This window comes from Marichromatium purpuratum 984, assembly GCF_000224005.2.
GTDB classification, from domain to species: domain Bacteria; phylum Pseudomonadota; class Gammaproteobacteria; order Chromatiales; family Chromatiaceae; genus Marichromatium; species Marichromatium purpuratum.
On the sequence record NZ_CP007031.1, the window covers coordinates 1,908,865 to 1,922,678 of the forward strand.

The 13,814-nt window shown below is 69.1% G+C and carries 9 protein-coding genes; 2 read left to right on the top strand and 7 right to left on the bottom strand.

Translation table 11 applies throughout. The annotated features are described in order from the left end of the window. Positions 1 to 57: 57 nt before the first annotated feature. From MARPU_RS08485 to nifE, 3 genes are all read right to left on the bottom strand, one after another. On the bottom strand, positions 58 to 882 hold the full coding sequence (locus MARPU_RS08485; RefSeq protein ID WP_043762561.1) for a formylglycine-generating enzyme family protein: 825 nt from the start codon (positions 880 to 882) through the stop codon (positions 58 to 60). A 351-nt stretch (positions 883 to 1,233) separates the two neighbouring features. Further along, the gene (nifN, locus tag MARPU_RS08490; protein ID WP_005224110.1) at positions 1,234 to 2,565 is read right to left on the bottom strand and encodes a nitrogenase iron-molybdenum cofactor biosynthesis protein NifN; all 1,332 of its coding nucleotides are present in this window, start codon (positions 2,563 to 2,565) and stop codon (positions 1,234 to 1,236) included. Continuing rightward, the gene (gene nifE / locus MARPU_RS08495; RefSeq protein WP_025275217.1) at positions 2,553 to 3,908 is read right to left on the bottom strand and encodes a nitrogenase iron-molybdenum cofactor biosynthesis protein NifE; all 1,356 of its coding nucleotides are present in this window, start codon (positions 3,906 to 3,908) and stop codon (positions 2,553 to 2,555) included. The genes nifN and nifE overlap by 13 nt, the downstream gene beginning before the upstream one ends. A gap of 184 nt (positions 3,909 to 4,092) precedes the next feature. Here nifE and MARPU_RS17145 point away from each other — a divergent pair, with 184 nt between their 5' ends. Next, positions 4,093 to 4,575 (top strand): enoyl-CoA hydratase-related protein, encoded by a 483-nt coding sequence (locus MARPU_RS17145; protein WP_005224112.1) that lies wholly within the window; start codon positions 4,093 to 4,095, stop codon positions 4,573 to 4,575. Between the two features lie 275 nt (positions 4,576 to 4,850). Then, positions 4,851 to 7,025, top strand: coding sequence for a catalase/peroxidase HPI (gene katG / locus MARPU_RS08505; RefSeq protein ID WP_005224113.1), 2,175 nt, complete (start codon positions 4,851 to 4,853; stop codon positions 7,023 to 7,025). A 39-nt stretch (positions 7,026 to 7,064) separates the two neighbouring features. On the opposite strand, the gene MARPU_RS08510 is transcribed toward katG, so the two are convergent. The 4 genes from MARPU_RS08510 to MARPU_RS08525 all read right to left on the bottom strand — a co-directional run bounded on the left by MARPU_RS08510 (position 7,065) and on the right by MARPU_RS08525 (position 13,701). After that, on the bottom strand, positions 7,065 to 9,083 hold the full coding sequence (locus tag MARPU_RS08510; protein ID WP_005224114.1) for a TonB-dependent hemoglobin/transferrin/lactoferrin family receptor: 2,019 nt from the start codon (positions 9,081 to 9,083) through the stop codon (positions 7,065 to 7,067). 60 nt (positions 9,084 to 9,143) lie between these two features. Further along, positions 9,144 to 10,586 (bottom strand): FMN-binding protein, encoded by a 1,443-nt coding sequence (locus tag MARPU_RS08515; RefSeq protein WP_005224115.1) that lies wholly within the window; start codon positions 10,584 to 10,586, stop codon positions 9,144 to 9,146. After that, positions 10,573 to 11,487 carry a sirohydrochlorin chelatase gene (locus tag MARPU_RS08520; RefSeq protein ID WP_005224116.1) on the bottom strand — a complete coding sequence of 305 codons (915 nt, stop codon included), beginning with the start codon at positions 11,485 to 11,487 and terminating at the stop codon, positions 10,573 to 10,575. The genes MARPU_RS08515 and MARPU_RS08520 overlap by 14 nt, the downstream gene beginning before the upstream one ends. Positions 11,488 to 11,598: 111 nt before the next feature. Further along, on the bottom strand, positions 11,599 to 13,701 hold the full coding sequence (locus MARPU_RS08525; protein WP_005224117.1) for a DUF4407 domain-containing protein: 2,103 nt from the start codon (positions 13,699 to 13,701) through the stop codon (positions 11,599 to 11,601). Between the last annotated feature and the right edge of the window lie 113 nt (positions 13,702 to 13,814).

Genomic DNA, 13,814 nt, shown 5'->3' on the forward strand with positions numbered 1-13,814 from the left:
GCCCCTTCGACACCAATCCAACGACGACGGCCAGGTTTCGATCCCGATGGCGTTCGGCTATCGCTCCACCGTCTCGGTCTCGACCGAGCGCGCCAGACGCAGTCCGAAGCCATAGTGGCGGATGTCCGGGCCGTAGCGAAAGCGGAAGGCGGAGCGGGCGCCGTTGGGATAGAGATACCAGGCCCCGCCGCGCGCGATGCGCATCGGCGTGCCGTCGCGCATGCGCTGACAGTCCTGGGTCCAGGCGCTGCCGTCGCTCGGGGCGCCGACATAGTCTGGGTGGGCGCAGTCGGCGACCCACTCCCAGACGTTTCCGTGCACCTCGTAGAGTCCCCAGGGGTTGGCCGGCTTGCTGGCCACCGGATGGGGCTGCTCGCGCGAGGAGAAGACGTGCCAGATATGGCGGCTCAGCACTCGTTCGTCCTCGCCGTCGCCGAACCAGTAGTCGGTCTGGGCACCGGCACGGGTGGCGTATTCCCACTCGGCCTCGCTCGGCAGACGATAGCCGCCACCCAGGTCCGGGCGCTGGTTGAGCGCGCGCACGAAGGCCTGGGCGTCCTCCCAGGAGACCTGTTCGACCGGGTTGTCCGGGTCTTTGAAGTGGGACGGGTTCTCACCCATCACCGCCTGCCATTGCCGCTGGGTGACCTCGGTCTCGGCCAGATAGAAGGGTTGGGCAATGGTGACGCGGTGCACGGGCTGCTCGCCCTTGTCACAGCGCTGGCGGGTCGTATCGCAGCCCATCTGGACGCTGCCGGCCGGGATCAGGCGGAAGGTCATGCCCAGCGCGTTGGTGTCGGTGGCGGGCGGCGCGGCGAGGCTCGCGCCGGTGAACAGCAGGCCGACGAGCAGCGTGCCGAGCGGGAGGACAGATGGGGGCATCCTGGTGGTCATGGGTGAGACTGCGCGGGTACGAGGTTGGTGAGGAGGGGCGATGCGAATCGGGCAAGCGGACCCAAGCGGGTACGACTTCAAGCGCGATCTGCCTGCTGGCGCGCTCGACCATGGGGCGAGCAGCGGCCGCTTCGCGGAGCAATGATTCTTGTCGGGATTATCGGCGCTTCTCGGGCGGTCTTACGCTGAGGTTTCGCAATCGGGCGCTGCCCTGCCCCGCTCGATCTGGCGCCGCGATCAGCAGATCACGGCGCCAGCAGCGGATCTCACCGCGCGGCTCACCCGATCGAGGCCCGCGCCCCATCGGATGAACCGCGCGTTTGGTGACGGGATCGCGCGTCAGGCAGCGGCCCCCTGCTGCTTGATCCGTTCACGCGCGTGGTGAACCTCCGACTCGCGCATCCGCTCGGCGGCATTGGCGATGTCGAAGAGGAAGTAGGCCCCGCCCTCGTAGAGCACGTCATTCTTCAGCGCGCTGCCGATCTCCTCATAGTTGGGGAAGCCGCGCATCACCGCGCGCTTCCCCACGCGATGCGCCAGGGCCTCGGTGTGGAAGTTGCCGATGATGATGTCGTAGTCGTCGCGCAGGTGCTCGGCATCCTCGAGGTCTCCGACGATCACCCGATCGGCCTCGATGGCGCCGAGGACCGGTGAGTCGACCGTGGCGATCGCCAGGGCGACCTTGCCGCCCACCTCGCGCAAGGAGGCGGCCATGGCCGCCAGGTGATCGGGCTCGGCGACCAGCAGGAAGCGGGTCTGTCCGATGGAGAAATGGCTGTCGAGCATGGCGTCCTGAAGGCGCTTGCGCCAGCGCTCCACCACCGCCGGGGGCGTGTCCCGAGCGCTCGTCTCGAGCAACCAGGCGACCAGCTCGTCGGTCCCGACCAGACCGCTCACATGGTCGAAGTGTCGATGCCGGATGGCCGGATTCTTCTTCTGCAGGGTCGCGCCGACGGGCTTGACCGAGGCCCCGACGGTGACGACCGCGCCCGCGTCCGCCAACCCCTCGAGTTCGGCAACCGTCACCCCGCCACCGCTCAGCGACGCCTGTTTCTCCCCCAGGTGATTGTCGAGGGAAGAGGACAGATCGGGCACGGCGACGACCTCGAAGCCGAATGCCTCGATGAACTCCCGCAGCTTCTCCACCTCGATCGGCTGCATGCTGACGTGGGGGACCAGGACGACCTTGCGCGCGTCGGTGCGCTCGCACGGCTCGGTGAGCTGGTCGATCAGCGCCTGGACGGTCAGGGTCCAGCCGCTCTCCAGCCCGCCCTGGTAGTCGGGGGTATTCACATAGACCAGGGGGGCCTCGATCTTGCTGGCGACGCCGCGAAGATCGTCCCCCTTGGTCTCAGTCAGCCCGGTGGTATGCACGCCGATCAACGCCGGGGAGACCTTGTCGCCGATGTTCTTGATCGACTCGGTGATGCTGTAGTCGCCGCCATCCAGCACCGCCGTCACATCGGTCACGGCGGTCGTCTGCAGGGCGATGGGCTCGCAGAAGTGACGGGTGAACATCACCTTGGTGAAACTGGCGCAGCCCTGCGCGCCGTGCATCAGCGGCATGCAGCGGTCGACGCCGAGGAACGCCAGGGTCGCGCCCATCGGCTGCGAGAGTTTATGCGGGTTGACCTGCAACGGCTTGCCCGTCTTGCGTCTTACTTCTGCCATGGTGCCTTCCTGTCGACCAGTTCGAAGACCGGATTCTGCAGTGAGATCTTGAGGTCCTCGGCGAGGACCAGGAGCCCGTCGTAACCGCCGTAGCTCTTCTTCTTCTCCTGATTGACGTCGGTGAAGGCGATCCGCTTCTTGATCGCGGTATAGAGCGAGCGACCGCCGGCCAGGAGCAGATGGGCCCCGGTGTCGTCGATCACCTGCGCCTGCTGACTCGCCGGGCTGGTCATCAGGATGGCGTTCTCGCCGAGGTATTGGCGCGCCTTGGCCTTGTCCGCCTCGGTCGACTTGCGCACCGAGGTCGCCACCACCTCGATGCCCAGGTCCTGCAACGCCGAGGCGATCGACCAGGACTTGTTGCCGCCGGTGTTGAGCACCGCCTTCTTGCCGGCGAAGACCGCCCGGTAGGGGATCAGCTTCTCCTCCAGTCGCGCCTCCTCGCGGGCGATCAGCGCGCGGGTGCGGGCGATCAGGTCGGCATCGCCCAGCGCCTCGGCGATGGCCAGGATGCTGTTCGAGGTATCGGTCATGCCGTAGAAGGAGCAGGAGATCCAGGGAATCCCATATTGTTGCTCCATCTTGCGGGTCATGGAGATCAGCGACTTGGCGCAGACGATCACATTGAGCTTGGCGCGATGGGCGGTGCGGATGCTGGCGGTGCGACCGTCGCCGCTGAAGGTCGAGCGCACGCGGATGCCGAGTTCCTCGAGCAGATGACGGTAACGCCACAGCTCGCCGGTATTGTTGTGCTCACCGATCAGGTTGATGTCGAAGGGGGTGGTGTCCGCCGGCTCCTTGGTCCCGATCAGGTGGCGCAGCACCGCCTCCCCGGCGATGCGGCTGCCCAGATTCTTGGCACCGACGAAGCCGGGGGCATGCACCGGCACGCAGGGCGTGCCGTGTCTCTCGCTGCCCTGCCTGCAGACGGCGTCGATGTCATCCCCGGTCAGCGCGGTGACACAGGTCGAGTAGACGAAGACGGCCTCGGGCGCATAGTGCGTGATGACATGGTCGATCGCCTCGGCCAGCTTCTTCTCGCCGCTGAAGACGACATCGTTGGTGTTGATGTCGGTGGCGAAGCCGGTCTGGGTCAGGTCGCGACCGGGCCAGCTCGTCGGGGTCAGACGCGTCTCCCAGGCCCCGCCGACGCAGGACATGGGGCCATGGATCAAGTGGGCGGCGTCGGCGAAGGGAAACAGGGCGATCTGCGCGCCGTCGAGGGCGCAACCGCCGGTGGTGGCCCCAGGCGTGGGCGTGTTGCAGGGTCCTTTCTTGTGGCCCTTGTTGTGTTCGCAGGCGCTCTCGACGAGCAACTCTTTGATCTTCGGTTTTGACGACACGAGCAGGCCTTCCATTCAGAGGGTTCCGGATCGGCAGGATGGCCCTGACGGCGCGTCCCCCGCTTCTTCATCCACCAGTTCAAGAAAGTTGTGAGAAAAGGGACATTCTTCGATGAGAGAAAAGCGACAATCGATCATCAATTTCCCCAGTGACGGCACTGAACGGCCCCGCATGTGAGTCTGCATGCACGACCGATGCCGCTTTCAGCTTCTGCCCGATCACGAGGCGGTCATCGCCGAAATGGGAGCACTCGGCTTCCTCGGCATGCTGGAGCCTGAGCAGTGGGACGGCGCAGTGAGATGGCAACGACACCGGCGATCTCGCCGCCGATCATCGCCGCGGTCAACGGCTGGGCCCTCGGCAGCGACTTCCACCGGGCGGCTGATCGACGACGCCGAGGCCGAGCGCTACGGTCTGGTCGCGCGCGTCGTGCCCGCCGCCCGCCTGCTCGACGAGGCGCTCGACACCGCGCGGCTGATCGCCGCCGAGTCGATCCCGATCCGCATGATGCTCAAGGAGAGCGTCAATCGCGCCTTCGAGGTCGGGCTCGCCGAGGGCGTGCGCTGCGAGCGGCGGGTGTTCCACGCCGCCTTCGCCACCCACGACCGGCGCGAGGGCATGGCCGCCTTCATCGCCAAGCGCGAGGCGCGCTTCGAGGACCGCTGAGCCGCCACCGCTGCCTGCCACGGGGCGGACAGCGGTTCCCGCCCTCCCCCTCCTCTTCCGCCGCAGCCCCGCCCGTGGCCGGTCCGCGCCCGAGCGGACCGCGCGATTCGCGCATCAAAACAAATCACAAAGAGCAACCTGATCGCTTTCGCCTATGAAATGAATGCAGCCAAACGATTAGCGCCCGCTCGCCCCGCCTCCTACGCTGATGCCATACCGCACCCGCCTCGCCGGCGGTGCATGCCAATCGACGCATCCACGAACGGAGAGCCGCGATGAACCAGCAGACGACCCAAGGCGCCGGCACGTGTCCGGTGATGCACGGCGCGAACACCACCGTGGGCGCCACCAACATGGACTGGTGGCCAAAGGCGCTCAATCTCGACATCCTCCACCAGCACGACCGCAAGAGTGACCCGATGGGCGCGGACTTCGACTATCGCAAGGCGCTCGAACAGCTCGACGTCGAGGGCCTCAAGCGCGACCTGCACGCGCTGATGACCGACAGCCAGGCGTGGTGGCCCGCCGACTGGGGACACTATGGCGGGCTGATGATCCGCATGGCCTGGCACGCCGCCGGCAGCTATCGCATCGCCGACGGACGCGGCGGCGCCGGCACCGGCAACCAGCGCTTCGCCCCGCTCAACAGCTGGCCGGACAACGTCAACCTCGACAAGGCGCGCCGCCTGCTGTGGCCGATCAAGAAGAAATACGGCAACCGCGTGAGCTGGGCCGACCTGATCGTGCTCGCCGGCACCATCGCCTATGAGTCGATGGGGCTCAAGACCTTTGGCTTCGCCTTCGGGCGCGAGGACATCTGGCACCCCGAGCAGGACATCTACTGGGGCTCGGAGAAGGCGTGGCTGGCCCCCACGGACAACCCCGAGAGCCGCTACTCCGGCGAGCGCGACCTGGAGAACCCGCTGGCGGCGGTGATGATGGGGCTGATCTACGTCAATCCCGAGGGGGTCGACGGCAACCCCGATCCGCTGCGCACCGCGCAGGACGTGCGCGAGACCTTCGCCCGCATGGCGATGGACGACGAGGAGACCGTCGCCCTCACCGCCGGCGGTCACACCGTCGGCAAGTGTCACGGCAACGGTGATGCCGCCCTGCTCGGCCCCGAGCCCGAGGCCGCCACGCCCGAGGACCAGGGGCTCGGCTGGATCAACAAGACCACCCGGGGGATCGGTCGCGACGCGGTCACCAGCGGCATCGAGGGCGCCTGGACGACCCACCCGACACGCTGGGACGAGGGCTACTTCGCCATGCTGCTGGGTCACGAGTGGGCGCTGGCGAAGAGCCCGGCCGGGGCCTGGCAGTGGCAACCGGTCGAGATCGCCGAGGCCGACCGTCCGGTCGACGTCGAGGACCCGTCGATCCGACGCACCCCGATCATGACCGACGCCGACATGGCGATGAAGATGGACCCGGCCTACCGCAAGATCGCCGAGCGCTTCCACCAGGACCCGGCGTACTTCTCCGAGGTCTTCGCCCGCGCCTGGTTCAAGCTCACCCATCGCGACATGGGTCCCAAGGCGCGCTATATCGGCCCGGACGTCCCCGCCGAAGACCTGATCTGGCAGGATCCGATCCCCGCCGGCCCGACCGACTACGACGTCGAGGCGCTCAAGGCGCGGATCGCCGAGAGCGGTCTCGGGGTTGGCGAGCTGGTCGCCACCGCCTGGGACAGCGCCCGCACCTTCCGCGGCTCCGACCTGCGCGGCGGCGCCAATGGCGCGCGCATCCGGCTCGCGCCGCAGAAGGACTGGCCGGGTAACGAGCCCGAGCGCCTGGGCCGGGTGCTCGGGGTGCTCGAGGGCATCGCCAGGGCCTCCGGCGCGAGCCTCGCCGACACCATCGTGCTCGCCGGCAACGTCGGGGTCGAGCAGGCGGCGCGCGCCGCCGGGTTCGAGATCCACGTCCCCTTCGCCCGCGGTCGCGGCGACGCCAGCGCAGAGATGACCGACGCCGACTCCTTCGCCCCGCTCGAACCCGTCCACGACGGCTACCGCAACTGGCTCAAGCAGGACTATACCGTCAGCGCCGAGGAGCTGCTGCTCGATCGCACCCAGCTGATGGGCCTCACCGCCCCCGAGATGACGGTGCTGATCGGCGGCATGCGGGTACTCGGCACCAACCACGGCGGCACCCGCCACGGGGTGTTCACCGATCGCGTCGGGGTGTTGAGCACCGACTTCTTCGTCAATCTCACCGACATGGCCTATCGCTGGGAGCCGGCGGGCGAGAACCGCTACGAGATCCGTGAGCGCGCCAGCGGCGAGCTGCGCTGGACCGCGACCCGGGTCGACCTGGTGTTCGGCTCCAACGCCGTCCTGCGCGCCTATGCCGAGGTCTACGCCCAGGACGACAACCGCGAGAAGTTCGTCCACGACTTCGTCGCCGCCTGGACCAAGGTGATGAACGCCGATCGTTTCGATCTGGCCTGATGGACCCCGCCGCGTGTCCCGGCACGCGGCGGACAACGCTCAGAAGCGATAGCTCAGGGTCGCCTTGAGGTTGCGCCCCGGTCCCTCGAGCGCCGAGAGATAGGGCAGATAATCCTCGTCGAACAGGTTGTCGATGCCAAGATCGAGGGTGAGATCGCGGTGCGGGCGCCAGGTCAGCCAGAGGTCGTGGAGCTGATAGGCGTCGGCGGGCGTGCCGTCGACCGGTACCCGGTCCTGCTCGGCGACGAAGCGCGCGCGCCAGCCCAGCTCGACCCGGTGTTCGGGCAGTCGCAGCCCGGTCTCGAACTGCCAGGTGTCGGGCTGCACACTCGAGAGCGGCTCGCCACTGGTCTTGTCCTCGCCCCGGGTGCGGGCGAAGAAGGCGTTGGCGAACCAGCGCCCGGCGTCGTAACCGGCCTCCAGCTCGAAGCCCTCGAGCTTGGCCGAATCGACGTTGCGGAAGGTCGTCACCCCACCGCGCTGCGGGTTACCCGGCACCGGATAGAAGACGAACTGCACGATCTGGTCGATGAAGTCGTCGACGTCGTTGCGGAAGGCGCGTGCCTGGAAGCGGGCGTGATCGCCCGAAGCGAACAGGTCGTCGCGGTGCAGCCGGATGCCGATCTCCTTGTTGTGCGCCTTCTCGGGCTCGAGATCGGGGTTGGGCACGAACAGGTTCTGGCAGCCGCGCCCACAGCTGAAATGGGTCCCAGAGACATAGAGTTCGGAAACACCGGGGGCGCGGAAGGCCTCGTTGTAGCTCGCCTGCAGCGACAGCCAGTCGGTGACGGCGACATCCACCCCGAGCTTGGCCGAGAAGGCGCTGTCGTCGTGATCCTCCAGCGTCGCGTCGTCGCTCTCGCGGGTGTAGCGGTCCCAGCGCACCCCGGGGATCAGGGTCCAGCGCTCGCCGATCATGATCTCGTCCTGGAGGAAGAGCCCGAGCACCTCGCCCTCGCCGTCGGGGTAGCTGCTGCGCGGTGCGCCGTCGCGGCGGGCCTCGACGCTGTCGCGGTGCCACTCGAGGCCGTAGCTCAGCAGCTGCGCCAGCGCGCCCTCGCCGGAGAGGCGCATCTGGTTGCGCAGATCGATCCCCAGGGTCTCGATCTCGGTCTCGTCCTCGCGCCCGTCGTGCAGCCGGGTCTCGTCGATGTCGGTGAGGTTGCGATAGAGGGTCAACGCCGGGTTGAACCAGGGCTGGTCCGGGGCCTCGTGACGATAGCGCAGCGCTAGGTTGGTCTGCTGGATGTCGCGATCGAGCAGGTCCTCGGCGGTGGCGGCGATCTGGGCGTTCGACGGCACCTCGCCGGAGAGCGCGCCTGCCATCAGCGAGAGCCCGAAGTGGTTGACCCCGTCCGGGGTCCAATTGAGCTTGCCGAGCCCGGAGAGGCGTTCGTAGCCGGAGTGATCGAGATCCTCGCCGTTGCCGAGGGCGACGTCACCGGCCTCGCGATAGGAGAGATTGAGCAGGTAGTCGAGCCCGTCGGTCGGCGCGCCATAGACCGCCGCCGCCCCCAGCCACTCGTCGTTGACGTCCTGATAGCCGGTCTTGACCAGTCCGCCGATGCGTTGCCCCGGGCGCAGCAGATCGGCCGCCTCCCGGGTCTGCAACGCCACCACCCCGCCGATCGCGCCGCTGCCCCAGAGCGCCGAGGCCGGACCACGCAGCACCTCGACGCGCTCGAGCAGCTCCGGCTCGACGAAGATCCGCGCGCTGTGCGAGCGCGAGAAGTTCTGCCGCACCCCGTCGATCATATAGAGCAGCCGGCTGTCGCCGATGCCACGGATGGTCAGCTGCTGCCCGGCCGGGCGCGGACCGCCGCCGAGGGCGACGTTGGGCAGGGTCTCGAGCACCTCGCCGACGGTGCTCGGCTGGTCGCGCTCGAGCTGGTCGCGCTCGACCACGCTGACCGACTCGGGCAGGGTGTCGACGGCGCGCTCGGTGCCGGTGGCCACCACCGAGATGGTCGGCAGACGGGGCTCGGCGGCCAGCGGCTGGGCGAGCGCGACCAGCGCGCAGCAACCGACCAGCCGCGGGAGCGATGCGGGTTGGGACATGATGGATCACCTCGAATGCAGGGCCGACATCGCTGGCGTAGAGGCTGGCGTCGGGATGGATCAGGAAGTCACGGACAGCGTCTGCGGCACGGGCGCGGCGACCCGCACCCCGGCGCCACGGCGCGACGGGCGCACCGCGCGCGCGACCAGATCGAGCACCGCGCCGGTCGGACAGAGCAGCCGACACCACAGCATCGGCACCCAGGCCGCCACCCGCAGCACCAGGAAGAGCGCGAGCAGGAACCACGGTGAGCCGACATCGAGCGCGAACAGGTCGGGGAACAGCTCGAACCCGCTCCAGCGCTCGGCACCGAGCACCACCCCGCCGATCAGCACCGCCGCCAGCACCAGCCGCAGCCAGTACATCGTGCGAGCGCCGAGCGGCCAGCGACGCCAGCGCGAGCGCTGGTCGAGACGCGCCACCAGCCGTTGTGCCTGACCGAAGGGACAGAGGTGACGACAATAGGTGTTGTCGTCCCAGATCGCGCCGAGCAGCACCAGCACCGCATAGCCGCCGACCAGCGCCGAGACCGAGACACCGAGCAGCGGATGGAGCAGGTTGAGATAGGTGAAGCCGAGGTTGAACAGGAAGCCGAGCGTCACCAGGCTGATCAACCCGAGCAGGGTCCGCTCGGTCCGGTCCAGCCGCCAGCGCCGCTGCCAGACGAGCGCGAACAGCACCAGGAGCAACGCCAGCTGCCAGATCCAGCGATCGGAGAGCGGCGCCTCCAGGGCGAAGCCCCGGGCCGGGCGGTCGAGATGCTCGTCGAGCACCGGCGCGGCGCTGTCGATCAGCTCGTCGAGGGCGCGCGCCAGGGCCTGCGAGGTCAGGGTCGCGCCGCTCACCGCGTCGATCCGTTGCAGCCCCGGGGCGATCTCGACAGAACGCGCACGATCGTAGAACCCGGCACGCTCGACCCGGTGCAGATAGCTCGGGGTCTCGCGCGACTCGAGCAGCACCAGCTCGCGCACCCCGCCCTCGGCATCGAGATAGACGCCGATGCGCAGCGGCCCGGCGAAGCCGCGCACCCGGCTGTCGAGCCCGAGGTTGTCGAGATAGAGCCCACGATAGCGCCCGGCGCGATCGCGCCGCTCGGCGAGCGGCAGGCCCTCGGTGGCTTGCGCCAGCGCGCGATAGCCGTCGGGGTCGCCGGCTTCGGCGCGCGCGGCCAGCGCAGCGGCGGCCTCGCCGGGATCGGTGCGTGCCGGGTCGTCGCCGCCGAGCAGGCCGAAGCCGCTCGGCGCCGACTCGGCGGCACCGAGCAGCGCATAGCCGTGTCCCCGGGTGGGGACCGCGCCGGTCATCAGCCCGAACCCCGTGCTCGCCGTCTCGCCCGTCCGGCCGATCAGCCGTGGCTGCGCGTGTGCCGGATCGACGGGGTCGATGCGAAAGGCCGGGCCGGTCTCGAGCGGCTCGGCGCGCACCCACAGCACGGCGACGACCACGACGAGCAGCAGGGTCGCGGCGACCCGACGGCGGCCGAGCCGCTCAAGCGCCACCATCGAGGGTCTGCCTCACGATCTCGACCACCCAGTCGTTGAGACCGGCGTCGGGCAGAATGGCGTCGCCGGCATAGCGCACCCGGCTGCCCTCCGGGCTCTGCGCCACCGCCTCGCCGATGATGTCGTCCTGGAAGGCGGGATCGACGGCGACCAGCACCGGCAGCACCACCGCCCGGTCCTCCAGCTCCAGTACCTGCTCGATGGCGCGCAGGGTCGGCTCGGGCGAATAGTCGACCAGGTGCCCGCACCAGGCATAGGCGACGGTGTCGATCCCCGCCTTGAGCTTGAGATAGCGGCCGATGTCGCCGACCAGGGTCTCCCACTGCTGGTTGTAGCGCGCGTCACCATAGGCGACCAGCACCACGCCGGTATCCGTGGTGTCCTCGGCGAGCGCCTGGGTGCGGCGCAGCAGGTTCTTCTTGAGCAGCGAGGAGAAGTCGAGCATCGGGGTCAGGGTGACCCGTGCCCGGGGACGGTAAAGCTCAATCTCCTCCTCGGCGAGCTTGGCGATGACCTTGGGATCGGCCTTCATGCCGAGGATGGTCGGGATGTCGTCGAGCGAGTGCGAGCTGACGGTGAGAAACAGCGGCACCACGATCACCTCGTCGAACCCGGCCTCGTCGAAGGCGCGCATCTGGGTGCTGATCGAGGGTTCGTTGTATTCCATGAAGGCGGTGCGCACCTCGGCGACCTGGCCGTCGGCCATGATGCGATCACGCACCGAGTGCTCGACATCGACCAACATGTCGCGCCAGTTCTTCGAGTGCGAGCCGTGACTGACCAGCAACACCCCGACCTTGGCCTCCAGCCCCTCCTCGGGGACCGACTCGCCGCAGCCGCTCAGCAGCAGCGGCACCAGCATCAGGGCGGCAAGGGCCCGTTTCAGCAATCGTCTGTTCATGGCGGTGGATCGACTCCTCAATCGCGCGAGTCCCCTGTACACGATTCTCGGGGACAATGATTCCGGCGCCGGATAATATTGGTTTCGAGAATCATTATCAATTGAGAACTATCAATCTGCTGTCGGCAACTCCTCGCCCGCCCGCTCATCGGTCCCGTCATCCGCCCCGATCGCGAACAACCAGCGTCCCAGACCGTCCTCGATCGAAGCGATGCGTGTGCGTAAGGTTGCCAGCCGCCGCTCGGCACCCTCGGCCAAGGCGCGCGCCTCGACCAGCTCGACCTCCAGCGCATGCGCCCGCTCGCGCGCGCGCCGGGCGCGGCGCGAGCCCGGGCTCGTCGCCACCGCCGCGAGCTGCTCGCCGACCTCGTCGAGCGCACGCTCGAGCCCCACCACCCGCGCCCGCGCCCCGGCCAGTCGCTCGCGCTCGAGCGCTTCGCCTTCACCGAGCCGCTCCAGCACCCCTTGCACTCGCGCCAGCCGTGCCTCGGCCTCCTCGCGTCGGGTCCGCCCGGCACGACTGGCCGAGGCCTCGCGCCCTTCCCGCTCCAAGGCATGCATGCGCTGCTGATGCAGCACCTCGATCTCGCGCTCGCGCAGTCGCTGCTCCTCGCCGAGCTGGCGCAGCTCGTCGTCGAAGCGCGCACGACGCTGCCGCAAGGCCTCGCGCTCGCCCTCCTGGTGCAGCATCCACTCGGCCTCGGCGCGCGCACGCCGGTGCTCGCGTTCCTCGCGCAGTGAGGCCTCCAGTGAGACGTTGCGCAGTTCGAGCCCGCGCGCATGGGCCTCCAACTCGCGGGCGCGACGCTCCCGCGCCAGTGCCTGCTCCTCGGCGAGTTCGGCATGTCGGGCGCGCTCCCGCGCCGCTTCCAGACGCCGCTCGCGCTCGGCCGACTCCACCGGTTCCAGCGCCGCGAGTCGTGCCGCGCGCTCGGCATTGAAGGCGGCGGGATCACGCTCGTGCGCGTGCCAGGCGGCGGCGAACTCGTGCGGCGAGAGCCGCCGCGCCGGGTCCTCCCAGTGCTCGAAGCCGGGGATCGTGGCGAGACCGCCACGCAGATACTTGCGGTACTGGCCCTGCAGACGATCGTCGAAATAGGCGCGCACCGCCCCCGGCTCGAACAGCTTGAGCGCAAGCAGCGCGCAGAAGAGGATGGCGAGCAGCGCCTGGGCGAAGCCCTCGACGGTCTCGAAGTGCGGCACGCCGCGCTCGTCGGGGCGCGCGCGCAGCGCCTCGAGCGCCTTGGAGCGGGCAGCGAAGGTCAGGCGCGGGGGCTCGGCCGGGGGCTGCTCGGCGACGAGTTCGGCGCGAAGACGTTCGCGCTCGGCCTCGCCTGAGGCACGCAATGCATCGAGCCGCACGGCGAGCGCGCGCAACCGCTGCTCGATGTCCGCGCGCTCGGCGTCAACCCCGCCGAGCCGTGCGCCGAGTGCGGCCTCGGCACGCTCGACCTCGGTCTCCAGCGCACCGCTCTGGCGCTCCCAACGTCTGGCCTCGGGACCATAGCCGGGCGGGCGCCCGGCGCGACCGTGCAACTCGTCGCCGAGCCGCAGACGAGCGGCGGCCAGCTCCTCGCGCAACAGTTCGAGCCCAGGCGCGGCGGCCGACTCGATCCGCGCGCGCCGCGCCCGCGCGGCCTCGAGCGTCTCGGCGAGGCGCGCCCGCTCGGCCTCCAGGGCCGCGATCCGTGCGCCGGTCTCGCGTGCCAGCGGCGCCAGACGCTCGGTGAGCCGGGCCTCCAGCCGCGCGGTACGCTCGGCGTGATAGCGCTCGACCTGACGCTGGTGATGAAGTGCGATGTCGTCGGCGCGGATCAGCCGCGCCAGCAGGGGTGCGGTGACATAGAGCGAGAGCGCGACGATGAGCACGCGCACCAGCACCCCGACGAACCAGCGCGCCCGCGCGCCGAGACCGCCATGCGGTCGCTCCGAGAGCATCAGCGAGGCGTCGACCACCCAGATCACCGTGAACATCAGCAGGAAGAAGAAGATCCCCGCCGGCCAGCGCAGCCAGGGACTCGCCTCGGGCACCAGCGAGGCGCCGACCAGCCCCCAGACCACGCCCTCGAGCAGCGCCATCAGCAGGATCAACAGGGTCGCGAAGCCGAGCCAGATGCGCACGGCCGGGGTGAGCAGCGCGGCGCCGTAGGGACGCAGCCGCAAGCGGTCGAGCAGGAGACGCCCGGGGCCCGGGCGCGACCATCCATTCGCCATCTCGAGACCTCGACAGGAGCGGCGGCACACAGACGCCGACCTGGGAGAGATGGGGATGGGAGATGACGGGCACAAAAAAACCGGTATCTTTCGATACCGGTTTTTTTGAGTGT

Coding starts and splice junctions, on each gene's coding strand:
- MARPU_RS08515 (WP_005224115.1), bottom strand. CDS start 10,586: ATGGTGGCGCTTGAGCGGCTCGGCCGCCGTCGGGTCGCCGCGACCCTG.
- MARPU_RS17145 (WP_005224112.1), top strand. CDS start 4,093: ATGCACGACCGATGCCGCTTTCAGCTTCTGCCCGATCACGAGGCGGTC.
- nifN (WP_005224110.1), bottom strand. CDS start 2,565: ATGGCAGAAGTAAGACGCAAGACGGGCAAGCCGTTGCAGGTCAACCCG.
- MARPU_RS08510 (WP_005224114.1), bottom strand. CDS start 9,083: ATGTCCCAACCCGCATCGCTCCCGCGGCTGGTCGGTTGCTGCGCGCTG.
- katG (WP_005224113.1), top strand. CDS start 4,851: ATGAACCAGCAGACGACCCAAGGCGCCGGCACGTGTCCGGTGATGCAC.
- MARPU_RS08520 (WP_005224116.1), bottom strand. CDS start 11,487: ATGAACAGACGATTGCTGAAACGGGCCCTTGCCGCCCTGATGCTGGTG.
- MARPU_RS08485 (WP_043762561.1), bottom strand. CDS start 882: ATGCCCCCATCTGTCCTCCCGCTCGGCACGCTGCTCGTCGGCCTGCTG.
- MARPU_RS08525 (WP_005224117.1), bottom strand. CDS start 13,701: ATGGCGAATGGATGGTCGCGCCCGGGCCCCGGGCGTCTCCTGCTCGAC.